The organism is Ottowia sp. SB7-C50 (genome assembly GCF_033110285.1).
GTDB lineage: Bacteria > Pseudomonadota > Gammaproteobacteria > Burkholderiales > Burkholderiaceae_C > Ottowia.
The window spans coordinates 2,001,029-2,023,855 of record NZ_CP136995.1 but is presented as its reverse complement, the minus strand read 5'-3'; the positions used below and the strand labels follow the sequence as shown (position 1 = coordinate 2,023,855).

Annotated in this window: 17 protein-coding genes and 1 pseudogene; 11 read left to right on the top strand and 7 right to left on the bottom strand. The window is 68.8% G+C overall.

Annotated elements, in window-relative coordinates; translation table 11 throughout:
* The first annotated feature begins 38 nt into the window (after positions 1 to 38).
* From R0D99_RS09615 to R0D99_RS09600, 5 genes are all read left to right on the top strand, one after another.
* Positions 39 to 2,516, top strand: a complete 2,478-nt coding sequence (locus tag R0D99_RS09615; RefSeq protein WP_317748037.1) for a DNA internalization-related competence protein ComEC/Rec2 — start codon at positions 39 to 41, stop codon at positions 2,514 to 2,516.
* A 102-nt stretch (positions 2,517 to 2,618) separates the two neighbouring features.
* Positions 2,619 to 4,160 (top strand): circularly permuted type 2 ATP-grasp protein, encoded by a 1,542-nt coding sequence (locus tag R0D99_RS09610; protein ID WP_317751060.1) that lies wholly within the window; start codon positions 2,619 to 2,621, stop codon positions 4,158 to 4,160.
* A gap of 47 nt (positions 4,161 to 4,207) precedes the next feature.
* Positions 4,208 to 4,354 (top strand): alpha-E domain-containing protein, encoded by a 147-nt coding sequence (locus R0D99_RS17345; protein WP_416365861.1) that lies wholly within the window; start codon positions 4,208 to 4,210, stop codon positions 4,352 to 4,354.
* A gap of 3 nt (positions 4,355 to 4,357) precedes the next feature.
* A complete protein-coding gene (locus R0D99_RS09605; protein WP_317748036.1) occupies positions 4,358 to 4,504 on the top strand; it encodes an alpha-E domain-containing protein in 147 nt (48 codons plus the stop codon).
* Positions 4,505 to 4,507: 3 nt separating this feature from the next.
* Entirely contained in the window at positions 4,508 to 5,467 is a 960-nt protein-coding gene (locus tag R0D99_RS09600; RefSeq protein ID WP_317748035.1) for an alpha-E domain-containing protein, read from the top strand.
* Positions 5,468 to 5,511: 44 nt separating this feature from the next.
* Here R0D99_RS09600 and mltB read toward each other — a convergent pair whose 3' ends face one another.
* The 5 genes from mltB to R0D99_RS09575 all read right to left on the bottom strand — a co-directional run bounded on the left by mltB (position 5,512) and on the right by R0D99_RS09575 (position 10,841).
* Positions 5,512 to 6,618 (bottom strand): lytic murein transglycosylase B, encoded by a 1,107-nt coding sequence (gene mltB, locus R0D99_RS09595; RefSeq protein WP_416365860.1) that lies wholly within the window; start codon positions 6,616 to 6,618, stop codon positions 5,512 to 5,514.
* On the bottom strand, positions 6,615 to 7,286 hold the full coding sequence (locus R0D99_RS09590) for a transglutaminase-like domain-containing protein (protein WP_317748034.1): 672 nt from the start codon (positions 7,284 to 7,286) through the stop codon (positions 6,615 to 6,617). Before R0D99_RS09590 ends, mltB begins: the two co-directional genes overlap by 4 nt.
* On the bottom strand, positions 7,283 to 8,659 hold the full coding sequence (locus tag R0D99_RS09585) for a transglutaminaseTgpA domain-containing protein (protein WP_317748033.1): 1,377 nt from the start codon (positions 8,657 to 8,659) through the stop codon (positions 7,283 to 7,285). The genes R0D99_RS09590 and R0D99_RS09585 overlap by 4 nt, the downstream gene beginning before the upstream one ends.
* A 157-nt stretch (positions 8,660 to 8,816) precedes the next feature.
* On the bottom strand, positions 8,817 to 9,788 hold the full coding sequence (locus tag R0D99_RS09580; protein WP_317748032.1) for a DUF58 domain-containing protein: 972 nt from the start codon (positions 9,786 to 9,788) through the stop codon (positions 8,817 to 8,819).
* 132 nt (positions 9,789 to 9,920) lie between these two features.
* Positions 9,921 to 10,841 (bottom strand): MoxR family ATPase, encoded by a 921-nt coding sequence (locus tag R0D99_RS09575; protein ID WP_317748031.1) that lies wholly within the window; start codon positions 10,839 to 10,841, stop codon positions 9,921 to 9,923.
* 53 nt (positions 10,842 to 10,894) lie between these two features.
* Here R0D99_RS09575 and R0D99_RS09570 point away from each other — a divergent pair, with 53 nt between their 5' ends.
* From R0D99_RS09570 to R0D99_RS09545, 6 genes are all read left to right on the top strand, one after another.
* The gene (locus R0D99_RS09570) at positions 10,895 to 11,845 is read left to right on the top strand and encodes a histone deacetylase family protein (RefSeq protein WP_317748030.1); all 951 of its coding nucleotides are present in this window, start codon (positions 10,895 to 10,897) and stop codon (positions 11,843 to 11,845) included.
* A 217-nt stretch (positions 11,846 to 12,062) separates the two neighbouring features.
* The gene (locus R0D99_RS09565; protein ID WP_317748029.1) at positions 12,063 to 12,878 is read left to right on the top strand and encodes an enoyl-CoA hydratase; all 816 of its coding nucleotides are present in this window, start codon (positions 12,063 to 12,065) and stop codon (positions 12,876 to 12,878) included.
* A gap of 181 nt (positions 12,879 to 13,059) precedes the next feature.
* Positions 13,060 to 13,809 (top strand): electron transfer flavoprotein subunit beta/FixA family protein, encoded by a 750-nt coding sequence (locus R0D99_RS09560; protein WP_317748028.1) that lies wholly within the window; start codon positions 13,060 to 13,062, stop codon positions 13,807 to 13,809.
* A gap of 122 nt (positions 13,810 to 13,931) precedes the next feature.
* A complete protein-coding gene (locus tag R0D99_RS09555) occupies positions 13,932 to 14,864 on the top strand; it encodes an electron transfer flavoprotein subunit alpha/FixB family protein (RefSeq protein ID WP_317748027.1) in 933 nt (310 codons plus the stop codon).
* 95 nt (positions 14,865 to 14,959) lie between these two features.
* The gene (locus R0D99_RS09550) at positions 14,960 to 16,747 is read left to right on the top strand and encodes an acyl-CoA dehydrogenase (RefSeq protein ID WP_317748026.1); all 1,788 of its coding nucleotides are present in this window, start codon (positions 14,960 to 14,962) and stop codon (positions 16,745 to 16,747) included.
* 97 nt (positions 16,748 to 16,844) lie between these two features.
* The gene (locus R0D99_RS09545) at positions 16,845 to 17,813 is read left to right on the top strand and encodes a nitronate monooxygenase family protein (protein ID WP_317748024.1); all 969 of its coding nucleotides are present in this window, start codon (positions 16,845 to 16,847) and stop codon (positions 17,811 to 17,813) included.
* A gap of 73 nt (positions 17,814 to 17,886) precedes the next feature.
* Here R0D99_RS09545 and cphA (R0D99_RS09540) read toward each other — a convergent pair whose 3' ends face one another.
* Positions 17,887 to 20,559: a cyanophycin synthetase gene (cphA, locus tag R0D99_RS09540; protein WP_317748023.1), complete on the bottom strand. Its 2,673-nt coding sequence runs from the start codon at positions 20,557 to 20,559 to the stop codon at positions 17,887 to 17,889.
* Between the two features lie 52 nt (positions 20,560 to 20,611).
* A pseudogene (gene cphA, locus R0D99_RS09535) lies at positions 20,612 to 22,769 on the bottom strand (cyanophycin synthetase).
* Positions 22,770 to 22,827 lie beyond the last annotated feature (58 nt).

Here is a 22,827-nt window from a genome sequence, read left to right as displayed (position 1 = left end):
GCTTCTGAAACCATAGCAATTTGATCGCGTGAGTGGACATGACCGCCGCCCCCGTGCCGCCCGCTGACCTTGCCGCGCGCCGGGTGGGGCTGATGCTGCCGGCGGCGCTGGCGGGCGTGGTGGCGGGCACGGCGGCGCAGCTGCAGCAGGTCGCGCTGTGGCAGCCGGGGGCTTACGCCGCACTGCTGGCGGCGGCGCTGGTGGGACTGGTGCTGGCCTGGCGCGCCAGCGCTGGGCCCCGCGCCCGCGTGCCGATGGCGCTGTGCGCGCTGGCCGCGGCGCTGGCGGCCTTCGCAGGCGTGGGGCTGCGCGCGGGTGCGTTGCAGGCGCAGGCGCTCGCCCCCGCCATCGAGGGGCGCGACGTGGTGCTCACCGGCCTTGTCAGCCGCATGCCGCAACGCGGCGACATGGGCTGGCGCTTTCGCTTTGACGTCGAAGCGGCGCAGATCGACGGCCAACCCGTGGCGGTGCCGCCGCGCGTGCAGCTGGCGTGGTACGGCTCGGCCAGCACCGCGGACGAGACCGACGCCGCGCGCCCGCTGGCGGCCGATTTGCGCGCGGGCGACCGCTGGCAGTTCACCGCACGCCTGAAGGCACCGCACGGCAACTTGAATCCGCACGGCTTTGACTACGAACTGTGGCTGTGGGAGCAGGGCGTGCGCGCCACCGGCTACGTGCGCGCCGGCCCGCGCGATGCGCCGCCACGGCGGCTGGCAGAAGGCGCGGCCTTCCCGATCGAGCGCGCGCGCCAGTCGGTGCGCGACCGCATCCTGGCCGGCGGCGCGGGGCAGGGTGATGAAGGGCGGCGCTTTGCCGGCATCGTCGCCGCGCTGGTGACGGGCGACCAGGCGGTCATCGAGCGGGCCGACTGGGACATCTTTCGCGCCACCGGCGTGGCGCACCTGATGAGCATCTCGGGCCTGCACATCACCATGTTTGCCTGGCTGGCCGCGGCGCTGGTTGGCGGGCTGTGGCGGCGTTCGGCCCGTTGGGGGCTGCCGGCGCGGCTGGACCCTTGCCTGCTGCTGCCGGCGCCGCACGCGGCGCTGATCGGCGGCGTGCTGCTGGCGGGCGCATATGCGCTGTTCAGCGGCTGGGGCGTGCCGGCGCAGCGCACGGTGCTGATGCTGGCCACGGTGTCGCTGCTGAAACTGGCCGGCGTGCGCTGGCCCTGGTGGCTGACCTGGCTGCTGGCCTGCGCGGTGGTGCTGCTGGCCGACCCATGGGCGCTGCTGCAGGCCGGGTTCTGGCTGAGCTTTGTCGCCGTCGGCGTGCTGTTTGCTACCGATTCAGGAGCGGCATCCGCCCTGCAGACAGGCGCACGCGGGCATTTTGGGCGTCTTTTGCGCGAGCAATGGGTGGTCACGCTGGCGCTGACGCCGCTGTCGCTGATCCTGTTCGGGCAGGCCTCGGTGGTGGGCCTGCTGGCCAACCTGCTGGCGATTCCGTGGGTGACGCTGGTGGTCACGCCGCTGGCCATGCTGGGCATGGCGTGGGCGCCGCTGTGGCAGGCGGCGGCCTGGGCCTTGCAGCCGCTGGCCGCGCTGCTGCAGTGGCTGGCCAGCTGGCCCGGTGCCAGTGTGTCGCTGGCCAGCGCGCCACTGCCGCTGGGCGTGGCGGCGGTGGGTGGGGCGCTGCTGCTGGCCCTGCGCTGGCCGTGGGCGCTGCGCGTGGCGGGGCTGCCGCTGGTGCTGCCCCTGCTGCTGTGGCAGCCGGCGCGGCCCGTGCCCGGCCAGTTCGAGCTGCTGGCGGCCGACGTGGGGCAGGGCAACGCGGTGCTGGTGCGCACCGCCACCCACACGCTGGTGTACGACGCCGGGCCGCGCTATTCACTGGAAAGCGACGCCGGCCACCGCGTGCTGGTGCCGCTGCTGCGCGCGCTGGGCGAGCGCGTCGACACGCTGGTGCTGAGCCACCGCGACAGCGACCACACCGGCGGCGCCGGGGCCGTGCTGGCCATGCAGCGCAGCGCGGCGCTGCTGTCGTCCATCGAGGAAGGGCACGAATTGCAAGGCGCGCGCACCGCCATGCGCTGCCAGGCCGGGCAGGCGTGGGACTGGGACGGCGTGCGCTTCGAATTGCTGCACCCGGCCGCGGCGGACTATGGCGCACCGAGAAAATCGAACGCCATGAGCTGCGTGCTGCGCGTGCAGGGCGGCGGCCGCGCGGCGCTGCTGGTGGGCGACATCGAGGCCGAGCAGGAACGCGCGCTGGTGGCTGTGCACGGCAACGCTCTGCGCGCCAACGTGCTGCTGGTGCCGCACCACGGCAGCCGCACCTCGTCCACGCCGGACTTCGTCGCCGCCGTGCGCCCCGACTGGGCGCTGATCCAGTCTGGCTATCGCAACCGCTTTGGCCACCCGGTGCCCGAGGTGCTGGCGCGCTACACCGCGCGCGGCGTGCGGGTGGCCGATTCGCCCCGTTGTGGTGCGATGCGCTGGAACAGTGCACAACCCGATGCACTGCGGTGCGAGCGCGCGCACGCGGCGCGCTACTGGCACCACCGGCTGCCCTGAAGGCTGGTGCGCCGCCGGACATGGCTTGCATCTTGCTATGCTAGTCACGAAACGGCACACATGCCGACCGACCGCCAGGAACACAGAGGAGCCCCGAAGGCCATGCACCCGTTCGACGAGATGTACGAAAGCCTGGCCTCGACCCAGGCCGACCCGCAGGCCTACCACGGCAGCGCGATCCGCGGCCATTACCGCAGCTACGCCGGCTGGCTGGCGGGCCAGAGCGCCGACGTCATGCGCGCGCGCCGGGAGGAGGCCGAGGTCATCTTTCGCCGCGTCGGCATCACCTTTGCCGTGTACGGCGCCAAGGACGAGGACGGCGCCGGCACCGAGCGGCTGATTCCCTTCGACCTGATCCCGCGCATCATCCCCGCCCCCGAGTGGGACATGCTGCAGCGCGGCCTGGTGCAGCGCGTGACGGCGCTCAACCGCTTCATCCACGACGTCTACCACGGGCAGGAAATCCTGAAGGCCGGCATCGTGCCGCGCGAGCAGGTGATGAACAACGCGCAATACCGCCCCATCATGCAGGGCGTGGCGGTGCCCAACCAAATCTATTCGCACATCTCGGGCGTGGACATCGTGCGCGCCGGCAACGCCGACGGCCAGGGCGAGTATTACGTGCTGGAGGACAACCTGCGCGTGCCCAGCGGCGTCAGCTACATGCTGGAAGACCGCAAGATGATGATGCGGCTGTTTCCGCACCTGTTCAGCCAGCACCGCGTGGCGCCCGTCGCGCATTACCCCGACCTGCTGCTCGAAACCCTGCGCGCCAGCAGCCCCAGCACGTCGGCCGACCCCACCGTGGTGGTGCTGACGCCCGGCATGTACAACAGCGCCTACTTTGAGCACGCCTTCCTGGCGCAGCAGATGGGCGTCGAGCTGGTAGAGGGGCAGGACCTGTTTGTCAAGGACGGCTTCGTCTACATGCGCACCACGCGCGGCCCGCAGCGGGTGGACGTGATCTACCGCCGCGTGGACGACGACTTCCTCGACCCGCAGGTGTTCCGCGCCGACTCATCGCTGGGCTGCGCCGGGCTGATGGCGGCGTATCGCGCGGGCAATGTGACCATCTGCAATGGTGTCGGCACCGGCGTGGCCGACGACAAGTCGATCTACCCCTACGTGCCCAAGATGATCGAGTTCTACCTGGGTGAGAAGCCGATCCTGAACAACGTGCCCACCTACATGTGCCGCGACGCGGACGACCTGAAATACGTCATGGCCAACATGAAGGACCTGGTGGTGAAGGAAGTGCACGGCGCCGGCGGCTACGGCATGCTGGTCGGCCCCGCGTCCACCGCCGCCGAGATCGAGGAATTCGGCCGCGCCGTGCTGGCCCGGCCCGACGGCTACATCGCCCAGCCCACGCTCAGCCTGTCCAGCTGCCCCACCTACGTCGACGCCGGCATCGCCCCGCGCCACATCGACCTGCGCCCGTTCGTGCTGAGCGGCACCGAGGTGCAGATGGTCCCCGGCGGCCTGACGCGCGTCGCGCTCAAGCAGGGCTCGCTGGTGGTCAACTCGTCGCAGGGTGGGGGCACCAAGGACACGTGGGTGCTGGAGGAAGGCTCGGCCCTTGGCACGCAACGCCAGGTGCAGCGCTCGGCGTCCGGCTTTCAGAGTCAAAGCCAGTCGTTCTGAACAGCACGCCACGCTCAACGTTCAACGCCCAATGCGGAACTTCACCCATGCTTTCACGCACCGCCAATCACCTGTTCTGGATGTCCCGCTACACGGAGCGTGCCGTTCTGTCCGCGGTAGCGGACAGGGTGCGCAGCACCACAACACCGCCGCGCGCGTCAGCGCGCCGGGGTTCGAGGCTTAACTGGAACTGACCCATGCTCTCCCGCACCGCCGATCACCTGTTCTGGATGTCCCGCTACACCGAGCGGGCCGTTCTGTCCGCGGTAGCGGACAGGGTGCGCAGCACCACAACACCGCCGCGCGCGTCAGCGCGCCGGGGTTCGAGGCTTAACTGGAACTGACCCATGCTCTCCCGCACCGCCGATCACCTGTTCTGGATGTCCCGCTACACGGAGCGGGCCGAGAACACCGCCCGCATGCTCAACGTGCATTACGAAACCTCGCTGCTGCCGCAATCGGCGGCGGTGTCGCAATATGGCTGGCTGGGCGTGCTGTCGCTGTCCGAACTGCTGCCCGCCTACAGCGCGCGCCATGGCGACGTCACGCCGCAGGGCGTGATGCACTTCATGGTGCTGGACGAGGACAACCCTGCCTCCATCATTGCCTGCCTGAAGGCAGCGCGCGAAAACGCCCGCGCCGTGCGCGGCACGCTCACCACCGAAGTGTGGGAAACGCTGAACCAGACCTGGCTGGAAATCGGCCGCATGCGCCATGAAGGCGCCTTCGACCGCGACCCCGGCGCGTTCTTCGAATGGGTGAAATTTCGCTCCCACCTGTCGCGCGGCGTCACGCTGGGCACCATGCTGCAGGACGAGGCGTTTCACTTCCTGCGCCTGGGCACCTTCCTGGAGCGGGCCGACAACACCGCGCGCATCCTCGACGTGAAGTTTCACGCCGTCGAAAGCGAATTCTTCGGCGCTGCCAGCGAGAAGGATCTGGAATACGACTTCTACCACTGGGCCGCGATCCTGCGCAGCCTGAGCGGCTTCGAGATCTACCGCAAGGTCTACCGCGACGTCATCGAGCCCGAGCGCGTGGCCGAACTGCTGATGCTGCGCGAAGCCATGCCGCGGTCATTGCACCACTGCATGAGCGAAGTGCTCAACAACCTGCTGCTGGTCGGTGCCGAACCCCAAGGCCCCACCATGCGCCACGCCGGCCGCCTGCGCGCCGAACTGCGCTACGGCCACATCGACGACATCCTGGCCACCGGGCTGCATGCGTTCCTGACGCAGTTTCTGGATCGGGTGAACCAGTTGGGGGCGCATGTCAGCCGGGATTTTCTGGTGCCGACCGCCGGGTGATTTTGCGGGCGCGATCGCGGGCATGAATGCCCGTCCTACGAAAGTCAGCGCCCCACCACCGCCGCCACTTCCTGCCCCAGGTCGATCACCGCCATCGCGTAATAACTGCTCCAGTTGTAGCGCGTGATGACGTAGAAGTTCTCGGTGCCGGCGACGTATTGCGGCTCGTTGCCGGGCAGGGCGGGGTCGCCGTTCTGCAGTTCGATCAGGGCCAGCTTGCCGGGGTGGGCGGTGCCGCCGTTGAGGGGCAGGGCGCCTTTGGCGGCAAAACTGTCGGCGCTGAAGCTGGGCAGGATGTCGGGCGCCAGCAGGGCGTCCATCTGGGCTTCGGGGGTCAGGCGCACGGGGTAGTGCGTGGGTAGGCCGGGCTGCCAGCCGTAGCCTTTGAAGTAGTTGGCGACCGAGCCGATGACGTCGGTTTCGCTGTTCCACAGGTCGACGCGGCCGTCGCCGTCGAAGTCGATGGCGTATTTGACCCAGCTGGACGGCATGAACTGTGGCATGCCCATGGCGCCGGCGTAGCTGCCCAGCGGGGTGAGCGGGTCTACCCCGGTGCGCTGGCACAGGCTGAGGAACTGCTCCAGCTCGTCCTGGAAAAACGCCTGCCGCGCCTGCGCGCGCGGGTGCTGCGGGGGAAAGTCGAAGGTCAGCGTGGCCAGCGCGTCGATGACGCGGAAGCTGCCCATGTTCTGGCCGTAGATGGTTTCGACACCGATGATGCCGACGACGATTTCGGGCGGTACGCCGAATTCGGCTTCGGCGCGCGCCAGTGCGGCGCGGTTGCGGCGCCAGAACTGCACGCCGGCGCGGATGCGCACCGGGTCGATGAAGCGGCTGCGGTACACGCGCCAGTTCTTGGCGGTACCGCGCGCGGGCGGCAGCATCAGGCGCGGCACGTTCGGCAGGTACAGGGCCTGGCCGATGGCGGCGCGCGTCCATTCCGCTGACAGGCCACGGCGCGCGGCCATGTCGTCGGCAAAGCGCATGGCGTCGGGGCGGTCGGCGTAGCGCTGTTCGGGTGGGTTGGCGGCGCGGCGCCGGTTTTGTGAACGATTTTGCGCGTTGGCGCCCGTGGATAGAGCGCCAGCAGCTATGCAAAGTGTAGCAATCAGGCGGCGGCGGTCTAGCGGTCGGTCGGGTGTGGTGGTCATGGGCGGCGGCGGGGCCAGGGAAGGCGTTGAAAGTCGCGCTGCAGTGTAGCGAGGCTGCGGCCCGCGTGGCTGCCAGCGGGGGCGTAGCGCAGGCGTTCAAAGGCCAGCAGCCAGTCGGTGAGCGGCTGGCGCAGCTCGGGTGGCAGCGCGCTGGCGGCCACCTGTTGCAGCAGCGTGCGGGGTGGTGCCTGGGGCGGGGCGTCGATGCCGGCGTCCAGCAGCCGCCGGCGCACGCGGGCCAGCTGGCGCAGCCAGGGGTCGTGCTGGCCGCGGTCCCAGCGGGCCCACGCGGCGCCGGCCAGGGCCACCGCCGTCAGCACGTAGGCGATCAGTTTGCCCAGGTCTTGCCAGCTGGGGTTGTCAAAGCCCAGGCTGCGCAGCAGGTCGAGCTGGCGGCCTTGCGTGTAGTTCAGCACCCACTGGTTCCAGCGGTTGTTGACGGCGTCCCACACGCTGCGCAGCTGCACCAGCAGCGTGGGGCTGAGCGTGCCGATGGCGCCAGCCACCACGCCGTCGGGCGCGCGCAGGCGCTGAAACTGCCCGATGCGCCCCGGCGAGACGGCGCCGGTCGGGTCCACGCGCACCCAGCCCTGGGTGGGGTACCAGACTTCGGTCCAGGCGTGGGCGTCGGCGTTGCGCACCACCCAGTAGCCGTCGATGCCGTTCAATTCGCCCCCCCTGAAAGCCGGTGACGACGCGCGCCGGCACCCCCCGCGGCGCGCAGCAGCACGACGAAGGCCGAGCTGATGTGTTCGCAGAAGCCGGCCTTGGTGTCGAACCAGAACTCGTCCGCCGTGTGCTGGCCGGCGGTGCCGGGCTCCAGCGTGTATTCGTAGCCGCCGGTGCGCAGGCGCTGCAGCGCGGCCTGCACCAGCGCCTGCGGATCGTTGCCCACCGACTGGCGCAGCTGTTCGGCCAGCGCCACGGTGCGCGGGTTGTAGGTCGGCGGCAGCCTCAGGTCGGCCGAAAAATCGCGGCGCGGTCGCTGGTCCCAGCCCAGCAGGCCGTAGCGGAAGCGCAGGTGGCTTTCGGCGCGGTAACGCAGCAGTTCGGTGACCGGGCGATAGGTGAGCCACTGCATGTCTGCCGTCATGCGGGCGCGCTGGTCGCCCGGCAGCTGGGGCGGCTTGCCGGCCACGTCCAGCGGCAGCAGCCAGGGGCGGTTGCTGGGCTCCAGCGTGACTTCGTAGCGGACGGGCTCGCCCAGCAATTGCAGGTCGGCGGGGCCGGGCGTCAGCGCGGTTTCGAAGCCGTCGCCGTCGCTGCCGCCGCGCGGCGTCCAGGTGCGGCCGTCGAAATGGCTCAGCACCGGGCCGCGAAAGTACAGGCTGCCGGCCGGCGGCGGCGCGCCGTCGAACTTGACGCGCATGGCGATGCCGTCGTCCAGCGCCAGGCGGGCGATGTGGCCCACCGTCATGGTGGACGACAGCCCGCTGCGCCCCGCCAGCGCGTCGCTCGGAATGCCCCAAAGCGGCGAGAAGCGCGGAAACAGCACGAACAGCGCCAGCATCACCGGTGCGCCGGCCAACGCCATCTTTCCGGCCATCCACGCCGATTCGCGCAGGCGCGGCTGGCCGACCGGCCGGTGCGCGTTGACCAGCGCCGTCAGCAGGCCCAGCAGCCCCACCAGCATGGCCGCCGCCACCGCCAGCGACTGCGAATAGAAGAAGTTGGTCAGCAGCGTGAAGAAGCCGAGGAAGAACACCACCAGCGCGTCGCGCCGCGCGCGCAGCTCCAGCGTCTTCAGCGCCAGCAGCATCACCACCAGCGTGACGCCCGCATCGCGCCCCAGCAGCGTGCGGTGCGTGGCCCAGGTGCCCGCCAGCGCCACGGCCAGCAGCGCCACCAGCCACCAGCGCCCCGGCAGCGGCCGCGCGGCCATGGCCAGCCAGCCGCGCCACACCAGCACGCCGGCCGCCAGCGCGCTGGCCCAGACGGGCAGGTGCGTCACCTGCGGCAGCATCACCCAGCCGATGACGGCCAGCAGGAACAGCGTGTCGCGCGCATCGCGCGGCAGGTGGGCAAGAGTGGCCCATTTCATGGTGCTGGCGCCATCCATGGCATGGCGCGCGCGCGCCCAGACGCGCCAAATCCGGCGGCCGCGGAGCAGGCCACGCGGGGGCGCCGTGGCCGGGCTTGTACCGGCCACTGGCGTCGTCCCCCTGGGGGGAAGGCGCGAAGCGACTCAGGGGGGAATGTCATGCTTTTGCCAGGGATTCCAGGCAGCGCAGGCGGTGCGCCGCGCCGCTGCCCGGCTTGATCTGGACCCCCGGCAGGCGCAGGCCGTAGTCCAGTCCCTGCGCGTCGGCCGCCAGCACCCAGGCCGTCAGGCGCGACAGGCGCGCCTCGGTGTCCACGCTGCCGGCGCGGGCGAAGTCCAGCCACAACTCTTGCCGCTGCATGTGCAGGGTGTCGCGGCTGACAAGCTCGCCCGACTTGGCGAACTTCTTCCACACCACCAGCTTCATCGGGTCGCCGCGCTGGTAGCCGCGCACGCCGTCGAATTCGCCGCTGGCACGCACACCGGCCGCCACACCGGTGCCCGAGCGCGGCTCGCCCGGCGGCAGCGCGGGCGGCTGCGCTTCGGGCGTGGGGTAGACCAGTACCCGCGCGGCGGGGCGCCACACCGTCCAGACGCGAAAGGTGCCGAGCGGAAAGCGCGTTTCGGCGGTCAGCGTGGGCACGCGGTGCAGGCCGCGCCGTGCAGGCTTGAAGCTGACCTGTACCGTGCTGTCGCCCTGCGCGGGCACGTCGGCGAAGGACCAGTGGTCGGTATCGAGCAAGGCCACGCCGATGGCATGGCGCGCCTCGCGGCGGGCGTTGACCAGCTTCACGTCCAGCGTGGCGAGGTTGCCCGCGAACAGCGGCTGCGGCGGTAGCAGGTGCAGCGTCAGCCCGCGCAGCGTGTGGTGGCACACCACCATGCCGGCGGCGGCGCAGCCCGCCAGCAGAAAGGTGAGCAGATAGCCCAGGTTGAGCTGGTAGTTGATCGAGGCGATGAGCAGCACACCCAGCGTGGCCGCCAGCATCCACCCCGCGCGCGTCGGCACGATGTAGACGTTGCGCTGCGTCAGCGTCAGGCTGTCGGACAGCGGCAGCCGGTCATGCCACCAGCGGCGCAGGCGCGCGCCGGCGCGGGCACGCAGCGCCCACCAGGGTGGGGCGGGCATTGTCGAAGCGGTGGGTGACGCCATGCCTGCGGGACGGGTGAGCGCAATGAAAATTTTAAATAAAAAAGGCCGCTAGCGCTTGTCTGGCGTGCACGAGCAGCTATCAAAAATGTAGTTTCTGAATCGGCACCGTCATGGCAGCGGCACCGCATCAATCATCGCCCGCACCTGCTCGACCGCACCGCGCCCCGCATCGCTGACCGGCATCATGCGGTGCGCCACGCACTGCGGCAGGATGGCTTGTACGTCGTCGGGCGCGACGTAATCGCGTCCGCTGGCCAGCGCCTGCGCGCGCGCCGCCCGCATCAGTGCAATGCCGGCGCGCGGCGACAGGCCCTGCAAAAACCAGCGGCCGCTGCGCGTGGCGGCGATCAGGTCCTGCACATAGTCCATCAAGGGCTCGGCCACGTGCACGCGGCCCACGGCCTGCTGCAGTGCAGCCAGGTCGTCGGCGCTCAGCACGGCGCGCAATTGCTCCACCTGTTCGCGCCGGCCGTTGCCTGACAGCAATTCGCGCTCGGCGGCGCGCTCGGGGTAGCCCAGGCTGATTCGCATCAGAAAGCGGTCCAGCTGCGATTCGGGCAGGGCGTAGGTGCCCAGCTGGTCGTACGGGTTCTGCGTGGCGATGACGAAAAACGGCCAGGGCAGGGGGCGCGTCTCGCCTTCGACGCTGACCTGTTTTTCTTCCATGGCTTCGAGCAGCGCGCTTTGCGTCTTGGGGCTGGCGCGGTTGATCTCGTCGGCCAGCAGCACCTGCGCGAAGACGGGACCAGGGTGGAATACGAACGATTCGCGTCCGCGGTCGTACACCGACACGCCGGACAGGTCGCTCGGCATCAGGTCGGCGGTGAACTGCACGCGCGAAAACTGCAGCCCGAAGGTGCGCGCCAGCGCGTGCGCCAGCGTGGTCTTGCCGACGCCGGGCACGTCCTCGATCAGCAGGTGGCCGCCGGCCAGCAGGCACACCACGCCGTCGCGTACCTGGGCGGGTTTGCCCGCCATCACCGTGTTAAGCTGACTCAATACAGCGTGTATTTTGTGTGTCACGTCCATGCAAGGAAGGTAACGGATATTTGACGCTGTATCGCGAAAAGAAGGAGACTGGCATGGGTAGAACCGGGTTTTTTACACACCCCGATTGCCGCAAGCACGACATGGGTGCTGGCCACCCCGAATGCCCCGAACGGCTGGACGCCATCGAGGACCGGTTGCTGATCACCGGCGTGGGCGATGCGCTCGACCGCCGCGAGGCGACGCCCGCCGCCATGGGCGAATTGCTGCTGGCGCACGGCCGTCGCCACGTGGCCGCGCTGCGCGGGCTCAACGACATCCTGGTCGAAGAAATGCTGGCGGGCGGGCCTGACCATTACGCGCTCGACCCCGACACGTCGATGAACAGCCACACCTACCGCGCCGCGCTGCTGTCGGCCGGCGCCGCCATCGACGCGGTCGACGCAGTGATGACCGGCGAACTCGAAAACGCCTTCTGCGCCACGCGCCCGCCCGGCCACCATGCCACGCGCAACCAGGCCATGGGCTTCTGCTTTTTCAGCAACGTGGCGGTGGCGGCCAAGTACGCCTGCGAGCGCCACGGCGTCAAGCGCACCGCCATCATCGACTTCGACGTGCACCACGGCAACGGCACCGAGGACATCGTGGCGGGCGACGAGCGCATCCTGATGTGCAGCTTCTACCAGCACCCGTTCTACCCCGAAGGCACGGCCAAGGACGCGCCCAACCTCGTCAACCTGCCGGTGCCGGCCTACACCAAGGGCATGGACATCCGCGAGCTGGTCGAGATGATGTGGATCCCGCGGCTGGAGGCGCACCAGCCCGAGCTGATCTTCATCAGCGCCGGCTTCGACGCGCACCGCGAGGACGACATGGGCCAGCTGGGCCTGACCGAGCAGGACTACGCCTGGATGACCGACCGCATCAAGTCCGTCGCGCAGCGCTTTTCGCAGGGCCGCATCGTCAGCTGCCTGGAAGGCGGCTACAACCTGTCGGCGCTGGCGCGCAGCGTGGAGGCCCACGTCCGCGTGCTGGCGGATGTTTGATCCCCCCTGAGTCGGCCTGCGGCCGCCATCCCCCCAGGGGGACGACGCTGGCGCTCGGGGGACCCCGAGCGCGGCGTCCGCGCTTGGCCTGCTCCGCGGCCATCTGAATACGCGGCGGCTTGCTGTGCAGCCGCTCGGACGTGACTAAGATATGGCACTTGCGCTTGTCGAATAAGCGTAGAGTGCTATTTTTATTATAGTAAAAAGGAGACGCCCGATGACCGCGACTGCCCAAGCGGAGCCTTTGGCCGACGCGCCGGTGCTGCACCGGCGTGACGAGCGCGGCGTGCACTGGATCACGCTCAACCAGCCCAGGGCGTTCAACGTGCTGAGCGAAGAGGTGCTGGCCGATCTGCAGCGCCAGCTCGACGCCATCGCGGCCGACGCCGGGGCGCGGGTGCTGGTGATTGGCGCCGAGGGCAAGGCCTTCTGCGCGGGGCACGACCTCAAGCAGATGAAGGCCAGCCCACGCCTCGACTATTACCAGGCGCTGTTTGCGCAGTGCAGCCAGGTCATGCTGTCGATCCTGAAACTGCCGGTGCCCGTTATTGCGCGGGTGCAAGGGCTGGCCACGGCGGCGGGCTGCCAGCTGGTGGCGCAATGCGACATGGCGGTGGCGGTGGATTCGGCGCGCTTTGGCGTCAACGGCATCGACGTGGGCTTGTTCTGCTCGACACCCAGTGTGCCGCTGGTGCGCAACATGCAGCCCAAGCAAGCCATGGAAATGCTGGTGACGGGCGGTTTCATTTCGGCCGACGAGGCGCGGGCGCGCGGGCTGGTCAACCGCGTGGTGCCGGCCGATGGGCTGGATGCGGCGGTCGACGAATGGGTGCGCGCCATATTGGCCAAGCCGCGCGAAGCCATCGCGGCCGGCAAGGAGCTGTTCTATCGGCAGCGCGAACTGGGCATCGAAGCCGCCTATCAGCTGGCCGGCCAGGCCATGGCGTGCAACATGATGTGGGACGTGGCGCAGGAGGGCGTGCAGGCCTTCATCGACAAACGCCCACCGTCCTGGCGCAGCAGCGGCCAATGAACTGCACAGTGTGCGCCGCAGGCCCCCTCTCACCCTATAATTAAAAAGCACGGTCGTTCGATTTGAGCCGCGCCCCCTGCCACACGGATGGGCCGGCACGCCGATGCGCTGAACTAGAATGGTTTTCGAGCCGGGCCTGACCGGCGCGACGCCAGAACATCAACCCAGGAGATTCCCAGAAATGAAAGCACTCGTCGCCGTCAAGCGCGTGGTGGACTACAACGTGAAAGTGCGCGTGAAGTCCGACCAGACCGGCGTGGACATCGCCAACGTCAAGATGAGCATGAATCCGTTCGACGAAATCGCCGTCGAGGAAGCTGTCCGCCTGAAGGAAAAGGGTGTTGTCTCCGAAATCATCGCCGTTTCCTGCGGCGATGCCAAGTCGCAGGAAACGCTGCGCACCGCCATGGCCATCGGCGCCGACCGCGGCATCCTGGTCGAAACCGCCGAAGAGCTGCAGCCGCTGGCCGTCGCCAAGCTGCTGAAGGCGCTGGTCGACAAGGAGCAGCCGCAGCTGGTCATCCTGGGCAAGCAGGCGATTGACGACGACGCCAACCAGACCGGCCAGATGCTGGCCGCGCTGGCCGACCTGCCGCAGGCCACCTTCGCCAGCAAGGTCGAAGTGGCCGACGGCAAGGCCCAGGTCACGCGCGAAGTCGACGGCGGCCTGGAAACCATCGCCGTCACGCTGCCGGCGGTGGTCACCACCGACCTGCGCCTGAACGAGCCGCGCTACGTCACGCTGCCCAACATCATGAAGGCCAAGAAGAAGCAGCTCGACGTGGTCAAGCCCGAGGACCTGGGCGTCGACGTCAAGCCGCGCCTGAAGACGCTGAAAGTGATGGAGCCGCCCAAGCGCGGCGCTGGCATCAAGGTGCCTGACGTGGCGACCTTGGTCGACAAGCTGAAGAACGAAGCGAAAGTTATCTAACCCCCTGAGTCGGCCTGCCGGCCACCTTCCCCCAAGGGGACGCACCCAGCGGCCTGGCAAAGCCAGTTCCGCGGGTGCCCTGGAAAGGACCGGCGCCCCCTTGACCCCCTAGGATTCAAACCATGACCGCACTCGTCATTGCCGAACACGACAACGCCAGCATCAAGCCCGCCACCCTCAACACCGTCACCGCCGCCGCTGCCTGCGGCGGTGATGTCCACGTGCTCGTGGCCGGCCACAACGCCGGCGCCGCCGCGCAGGCCGCCAGCCAGATCGCTGGCGTCAGCAAGGTGATCCACGCCGACGGCGAAGCCTTCGCCCACGGCCTGGCCGAAAACGTGGCCGCGCAGGTGCTGGCCCTGGCCGGCAGCTACAGCCACATCCTGTTCCCGGCCACCGCCAGCGGCAAGAACGTCGCTCCGCGCGTCGCCGCCAAGCTCGACGTCGCGCAGATCAGCGACATCACCAAGGTCGACAGCGCCGATACCTTCGAGCGCCCCATCTACGCCGGCAACGCCATTGCCGTGGTGCAAAGCGGCGATGCCACCAAGGTCATCACCGTGCGCACCACCGGTTTCGACGCGGCAGCCGCCAGCGGCGGCAGCGCGGCGGTTGAAACCGCCCAGGCCACCGCCGACAGCGGCAAGAGCAGCTTCGTCGGCCAGGAAATCGCCAAGAACGACCGGCCCGAACTGACGGCGGCCAAGATCGTCGTGTCCGGCGGCCGCGCGCTGGGCAGCGCCGAAAAGTTCACGGAAGTCATTACCCCCCTGGCCGACAAGCTGGGCGCCGCCATCGGCGCCAGCCGCGCCGCGGTGGACGCCGGCTACGCGCCCAACGACCTGCAGGTCGGCCAGACCGGCAAGATCGTGGCGCCGCAGCTGTACATTGCCGCTGGCATTTCGGGCGCCATCCAGCACCTGGCGGGCATGAAGGACAGCAAGGTCATCGTGGCCATCAACAAGGACCCCGAGGCGCCGATCTTCAGCGTGGCCGACTACGGCCTGGAGGCCGATCTGTTCACGGCCGTGCCTGAACTGGTCAAGGCCCTTTGATCCGGCGCGCGCCGTCTGGCGCAGCCTGCCATCTTGCAAGGGCATCGCGTGCGATGCCCTTTCTTTTTTGAAGAAATCTGTGTGAGGAGCGAACCATGAGCTACAAGGCCCCCGTCAAGGACATGATGTTCAACATCGAACATCTGGCGCGGATCGATGAAATCGCCAAGATCCCGGGCTTCGAGGATGCGGGCCAGGAGACCGCGCAGGCCGTGCTGGAAGAGTGCGCGCGCTTCAACGAGGAAGTGGTGGCGCCGCTGAACGCCGACGCCGACAAGGCGCCGTCCAGCCATTCGGGCACTTCGGTCACCACCAGCAAGGGCTTCAAGGAGGCTTATCAGCAATACACCGAAGGTGGCTGGCAGGGCCTGCAGCACCCGGCCGACTTTGGTGGCCAGGGCCTGCCCAAGACCATTGGCGCCGCCTGCGGCGAAATCCTGAATTCGGCCAACCTCAGCTTCGCGCTGTGCCCGCTGTTGACCGACGGCGCCATCGAGGCACTGCTGACGGCGGGCGGCGACGAGCTCAAGTCGACCTATCTGGAGAAGCTGATTTCCGGCGAATGGACCGGCACCATGAACCTGACCGAGCCGCAGGCCGGCAGCGATCTGGCGGCCGTGCGCACCCGTGCCGAACCGCAGCCCGACGGCACCTATCGTGTCTTCGGCACCAAGATCTTCATCACCTACGGCGAGCACGACATGGCGGACAACATTGTCCACCTGGTGCTGGCCCGCGTGTCGGGCGCGCCCGAGGGCGTCAAGGGCATCAGCCTGTTCGTGGTGCCCAAGTTCATGGTCAACCAAGACGGCAGCCTGGGTGACCGCAACGACGTCTACTGCGTCAGCATCGAACACAAGATGGGCATCAAGGCCAGCCCCACGGCCGTGCTGCAGTATGGTGACCACGGCGGCGCTATCGGCTATCTGGTGGGTGAGGAAAACCGCGGCCTAGAGTACATGTTCATCATGATGAACGCCGCGCGCTACGCCGTCGGCGTGCAGGGCATCGCTATTGCCGAGCGCGCTTACCAGAAGGCGGTGCAGTACGCCAACGACCGCGTGCAGAGCCGCCCGGTCGACGGCAGCGTAAAGGGCGCCGCCACCATCATCCACCACCCCGACGTGCGACGCATGCTGATGACGATGCGCGCGCTGACCGAAGGCTGCCGCGCCATGGCCAGCACCGCGGCGGCGGCCTACGACGCCGCGCACCACCATCCGGATGCCGAGGTGCGCCGCCAGAACCAGACCTTCTACGAATTCATGGTGCCGCTGGTCAAGGGCTACAGCACCGAGATGAGCCTGGAAGCCACCGACCTGGGCGTGCAGGTGCACGGTGGCATGGGCTTCATCGAGGAAACCGGTGCCGCGCAGTACTACCGCGACGCCAAGATCCTGACCATCTACGAAGGCACCACCGCCATCCAGGCCAATGACCTGGTCGGCCGCAAGACGGCGCGCGACGGCGGGCAGACGGCCAAGGCCATCGCCAGCCAGATCGAGGCGACCGAGAAGGAACTGGCCGCCGGCAGCGACAACGCCAAGGCCGTCGCCAAGCGCCTGAAGGCCGCGCGCGAAGCCTTCATCGACGTGGTCGATTTCATCGCTGCGCAATCCAAGGCCGACCCGAACGCCGCCTATGCGGGCAGCGTGCCCTACCTGCTGCTGACCGGCAACCTGGTGGCCGGCTGGCAACTGGGCCGCGCGCTGATGGCGGCCGAAAAGCAGCTGGCCGCCGGGCAGGACGTGGCTTTCATGACCGCCAAGATCGCCACCGCGCGCTTCTACGCCGACCACATCCTGACGCGCGTGCCGGGCGTGCGCGATGCCATCGTCGACGGCGCGGACAGCGTGACCGCGCTGGCGCTCGAAGCCTTCTGATCGATTGCTACTCATTTAATAGCGTTCTGCGCTTGCGCGACAGGCGCAGAAGGCTGTTTTCGTTAATATTTTCCAGATCGCAACGGAAAAATCCACCATGTCCAAACTGCCGCCCGTCCTGAAGCAACTGAAGTTTCCCGTCATCGGCTCGCCGCTGTTCATCATCAGCAACCCCAAGCTGGTGATCGCCCAATGCACGTCCGGCGTGGTCGGCTCCATGCCCGCGCTCAATGCACGCCCGGCCGAGCAGCTGGACGAATGGCTGGCCGAGATCACCGAGGCGCTGGCCGCCTGGGACAAGGCGAACCCCGACAACCCCGCCGCGCCCTTTGCCATCAACCAGATCGTGCACAAGAGCAACGACCGGCTCGAGCACGACATGCAGCTGTGCGCCAAGTACAAGGTGCCCATCATCATCACCAGCCTGGGCGCCCGAGAGGACGTGAACCAGGCCGTGCACAGCTGGGGCGGCATCGTGATGCACGACGTCATCAACAACGTGTTCGCGCACAAGGCGATCGAGAAGGGCGCCGACGGCCTGATCCCCGTGGCGGCCGGCGCCGGCGGCCACGCCAGCGCCAAGAGCCCGTTTGCCATGGTGCAGGAAATCCGTGAATGGTTCGATGGCCCGGTGGCGCTGTCGGGCGCCATCGCCTCGGGCGGCGCCATCCTGGCGGCGCAGGCATGTGGGGCCGACCTGGCCTACATCGGTTCGGCCTTCATCGCCACCGACGAGGCGCGCGCCGTCGATGACTACAAGCGGATGATCTGCGAGAGCGATTCGGACGACATCGTCTACAGCAACTTCTACACCGGCGTGCTGGGCAACTACCTCAAGGGCAGCATCCGCAACGCCGGCATGGACCCGGACAACCTGCCGCAGAGCGACCCGAGCAAGATGAACTTCGGCACCGCCGGTGGCGACGCGCGCGCCGCCAAGGCGTGGAAGGACATCTGGGGTTGCGGGCAGGGCATTGGCGCCATCAAGCAGGTGGTGCCCGCGGCCGAGCTGATTGCTCGCCTGAAGCGCGAGTACGCCGAAGCGCGGCAGCGTCTGGCGCTCTGATCGCGCGGCAGCATTGCCCAGCAAAAAGCCCGCTTGCGCGGGCTTTTTTGCGGGTGGCAGACAAGCGCGCCGGTCAGAGGCGCAGGCCCAGCGCCACGGTGGTGGTCGCCTTGCTGCGCTTGGGCCGCGCGCTGCGCGTGGCCGATTTGCGCGGGCTGGCCGGCTTGGCTTGAGCAAGGTTGGCTTCATCCACGCGCTGCTGGATGTGTGCCAACGCTTCTTCGACCTGGTCGATCAGCACGAGGCACAGGTCGCCCGACTTGAGCTGGCCCAGGGCGCGGTCGATCGCGGCGAGTTCGCCGTGGATTTCTTCGACGTGCCGGGTGCGCGTGGCGCCTTCCAGCCCCTGGCGCAGCAGGCCCAGCACTTCGCCGTCGGCGCGGCCGCGCTGGCAGGCGTCCTGGTACAGGATCACGTCGTCGAAAGCCGCGCCCAGGATGCGTGTCTGGCCGCGAATGTCCTCGTCGCGCCGGTCGCCCGCGCCGCTGATCACCACCGAGCGGCGGCGCGCAGGCATGTTCTGCACGCCCGCCACCAGCGCGGCGATGGCGTCCGGGTTGTGGCCGTAGTCGGCGATCACGGTGGCGCCCGCGTGGTCGAACACGTTGAAGCGCCCGGGCACGCCGTGCAGGTCGCTGATGAACGTGGCCAGGCCTTTCTGGATGGCTTCCCACGGCGTGCCAATCGCCCAGGCGGCGGCCACCGAGGCCATGCAGTTCTCAACCTGGAAGCCGAGCACGCCCTTGCGCGTCAGCGGCACGCGCGCCAGCGGCAGGCGCTTCATGAAGCCGTCCTCGACGCAGACGATGTCGCCGCGATCGACGAACACCACGCGCTTGCCCTGCGCCATGTGCGTGGCAATGACGGGGTGGTGGCCGTCCTGTGCGAAGAAAGTGACCTTGCCGGGGCAGTGCGGCGCCATCGCGACGACCGCCGGGTCGGCGGCGTTGAGCACGGCGGTGCCGGTGGGCGCCACATTCAGCACGATCACGCGCTTGAGCACCTTCAGGTCTTCCAGCGTGGTGATGTAGTTCAGGCCCAGGTGGTCGCCGCCGCCCAGGTTGGTGACGATGGCGACGTCGCACTGGTCGAACGCCAGGCCTTCGCGCAACAGGCCGCCGCGCGCGGTTTCCAGCACGGCGGCGTCCACGTCGGGGTGCGCCAGCACGTTGCGCGCGCTGCGCGGGCCGGAGCAGTCGCCCGAATCGATCTGGCGGCCGTTGACGTACACGCCGTCGGTGTTGGTCATGCCCACGCGCAGGCCGTTGGCCTTGAGCAGGTGCGCCGTGAGGCGGACCGTGGTGGTCTTGCCATTGGTGCCCGTGACGGCGATGACCGGCACGCGGCCGTTGCCGCCATCGGGGTACATCAGGTCCATCACGGCGCCGCCGACGTCGCGGCCCTTGCCGAACGAGGGGCTGATGTGCATGCGCAGGCCGGGCGCGGCATTGACTTCGACGATGCCGCCGTTCTGTTCTTCCAGCGGCTTGATGACGGTTTCGCACACCACGTCGACGCCGCAGATATCGAGGCCCACGGTCTGCGCGGCCTCGATGGCGCGCGCGGCGACTTCGGGGTGCACGCTGTCGGTCACGTCGGTGGCGGTGCCGCCGGTAGACAGGTTGGCGTTGTTGCGCAGCACCACGCGCTGGCCCTTGGCCGGCACGCTGTCGGGCGTGAAGCCTTGCGCGGCCAGGCGCGCCTCGGCAATGGCGTCGATGCGGATCTTGGTCAGCGAGGTGCCGTGGCCTTCGCCGCGACGGGGGTCTAGGTTGACCTCGGCCACCAGTTCGCGCACCGTGTGCTGGCCATCGCCGATGACCAGTGGCGGGTCGCGCCGGGCGGCGGCCACCAGCTTGTTGCCCACCACCAGCAGGCGGAAGTCGTGGCCGGGCAGGTAGCGCTCGACCATCACGGCGCCGTATTCCGACGCGGCGCGGTAGCCGATTTCAAAATGTTGGCGGTCGATGATGCCCACCGTGACGCCCTTGCCCTGGTTGCCGTCCTGCGGCTTCACGACCACGGGCAGGCCGATCTCCTGCGCAGCGGCCCAGGCGTCTTCCAGGTCGGTGACGGGGCGGCCCATCGGCACCGGCACGCCGGCGGAGTGCAGCAGCTTCTTGGTCAGGTCCTTGTCCTGGGCGATGGCTTCGGCGATGGCGCTGGTGCCGTCGACCTCGGCCGCCTGGATGCGGCGCTGCTGGCTGCCCCAGCCCAGCTGCACCAGGCTGCCGCTGGTCAGCCGCTTGAACGGGATGCCGCGCTGCACGGCGGCGTCGACGATGGCGCCGGTGGACGGGCCCAGGCGCTCGTCTTCGTCCAGCTCGCGCAATTCGGCCAGCGTGCCGGCCAGGTCAAAGCTGCCGCCGTCGGCGGCGGCGCGGCACAGCTGCTGGGCTTTTTCAAAGGCCAGGCGACCGACGGCTTCTTCGGTGTACTGCACGGCGACCTGGAAGGTGCCTTCGATCTCGGTCGGGGTGGTGCGGCTGAAGGTGACCGGGCAACCGGCCTCGGCCTGCAGCGCCAGCGCGGTCAGCTCCAGCGCGTGTGCCATCGAAATGGGGGTGCTGGGCTTGTTGGCATGCAGCCCGCCCACGGAGGGAAACAGCTCACGCAGCCGCTTTTCGAAGGCGGGCGTGGTGCGCAGATCGCGCTCGGCGCCGTCGCAGGTGACGACAGCCTCGATGGCTGTATGGCGGCTCCACAGGTTGGGACCGCGCAGGGCGCGAATGCGGGTGACTTCCATGAAATGTCCTAAAGACAGTGCAACTGAGAGATGCAACGGACGAGCGTGCGAATCAGTGGACAGCCGCGGCCGACTGAATTTCACCGAATCGCAACAAACCGGCGCGGATCAGATCCGCCGGGATGCCGAGCGCCCAGGCCGTGGCCACCGCAGCCAGCACATGCGGCCGCACATCGGCAGGCAGGTTGGCCGACAGGGCAGAGAAATCCGGGCTGTGCAACTGCAGCAGCAGGGTTTCTTCGGCGCCGCTGGCCAGCACGATGGCGTCGCCGCGGGCGAATACGGCGCGCCCCTTGCGGCCGCGGTGCGCGGCGAGCGCTTCGCTGGCGGGGTCGAGGCTGTAGAGCACCACCTCGCCGTCGCTGTAATCGGCCAGTTCCAGCACGTGGGCGTCGTCGGCGTTCAGCACCGACGCGCCTTGCGGCAGCACCACGTCGACCTGGGTGCGGACCACGTTGGGCATCTGTTCGGCGTCGGTGATGTACTGGTCTTCCAGCCCCTGCGGGCCGGGCATGGCCATGACCACGCCGATCTGGCAGCGGTCGTAGGGCAGGCCTTCGGTCAGGATGTGGCGGGGCGAAGTCTCGAACACCGCCGCCTGCACCGTGCGGTTGATCAGCATGCGTTCGCAGGCCTCGTGGCCCAGCGCGTCGGCCGCGGCCAGCTGGCGTTTGCCCAGGAACAGGCCGTCACGGCAGGCCGTGGCGGCGTTGAGGCCGTGCAGCTGGATCAGCGTGCCGGTCAGCCGCGCCGCCAGCGAGCTTTGCCCGTCACCGACGATGCCGACGATGGGGATGCGCCCCGATGCGCCCGGCGGGAACAGGTGGCTGGCGATGGCCTCGCCCACCGGCTGCGCCCGGCCCACAGCCGGTTTCAGGTGCATCAGCAAGCCTGGGCCGGCGTTGACTTCGACGATGGCGCCGCCCTGGGGGGGCCAGCGGCTGGGCGATGTCTTCCACCACCAGGTCGATGCCGGCAATGTCCAGCCCGACCACGCGGGCGGCCAGCGCCATCTGTTCGGCAATGTCGGGGTGCACCTGGCCGGTCACGTCGATGGCCATGTTGCCGGTGCGCTGCACCACGGCGGATTCGCCACGCGGCAGCACGCTGTCGGGTGTCAGGCCCTGGCGCTGCAGCAGCAACAGCAGCACGGGGTCGTTGGCGCGCAGGGTTTCGAGCGGCAGGTGCTCTTCCTCGCCGCGGCGCGGGTCGGTGTTGACCTGGGTATCGATCAGCTGGGCGATGGAAGACTTGCCATCGCCGCCGACGCGGATGATTTCGCCGCGCGTGGCGGCCACGACCTTGCCGCCCACCACCAGCAGGCGATGCTCCTGGCCGGGGATGAAGCGCTCGACGATCACCTCGGAGCCTTCCTGCTCCGCTGCGGCGAAGGCATGGATCACTTCATCGCGTGTCTTGAGGTTGAGCGACACGCCCCGGGCGTGGTTGCCGTCGGACGGCTTGACGACGACCGGCAAGCCAATGTCCTCGGCCGCGTCCCAGGCGGCTTCGGCCGATTCGACGGTGCGGCCCTCGGGCACCGGCACGCCAGCGGCGGCCAGCAGCTGCTTGGTCAGGTCCTTGTCGCGCGAGATGCCTTCGGCGATGGCGCTGGTGCGGTCGGTCTCGGCCGTCCAGATGCGGCGTTGGGCCGCGCCGTGCCCCAGTTGCACCAGGTTGCCGTCGTTCAGGCGGATGGCGGGGATGTCGCGCTCGTTGGCGGCGTCCACGATGCAGGCGGTGCTGGGGCCCAGGCACTGGCGGTCGACCATGTCGGTCAGTTTGGCGATGGTGGCGGCCACGTCGTAGGGCTTGTCGTTGATGGCGGCCATGACCAGGTCGCGGGCGGAGGTCAGCGCCAGCTTGCCGATGGCCTCGTTGCGGGTGCGGATGACGACCTTGTAGACGCCGCGTTCGTGCGTCATGCGCGCCTTGCCAAAACCGGTCTTCATGCCGGCCTGCGTCTGCAGCTCCAGCGCCACATGCTCCAGGATGTGGCCGGGCCAGGTGCCGTCGCGCAGGCGCATCAGGAAGCCGCCGCGCCGGCCGACGCTGCAGCGGTGCTCGATCAGGCCGGGCAGCCAGCCGGTCAGCCGCTGGTAGAAGCCGGGAAGCGTGTTGGAGGGGAAGTCCTCAAGCTCACCGATGTCGACCACGGCCTCGATCACGGCGCGGTAGGTCCAGACATTGGGGCCCTGCAGGTGCGACATGCGGCGGATCACGATGTCCGCAAACTGGCGCGCCGGGCAGGTTTCAGCCGAAGGCTCG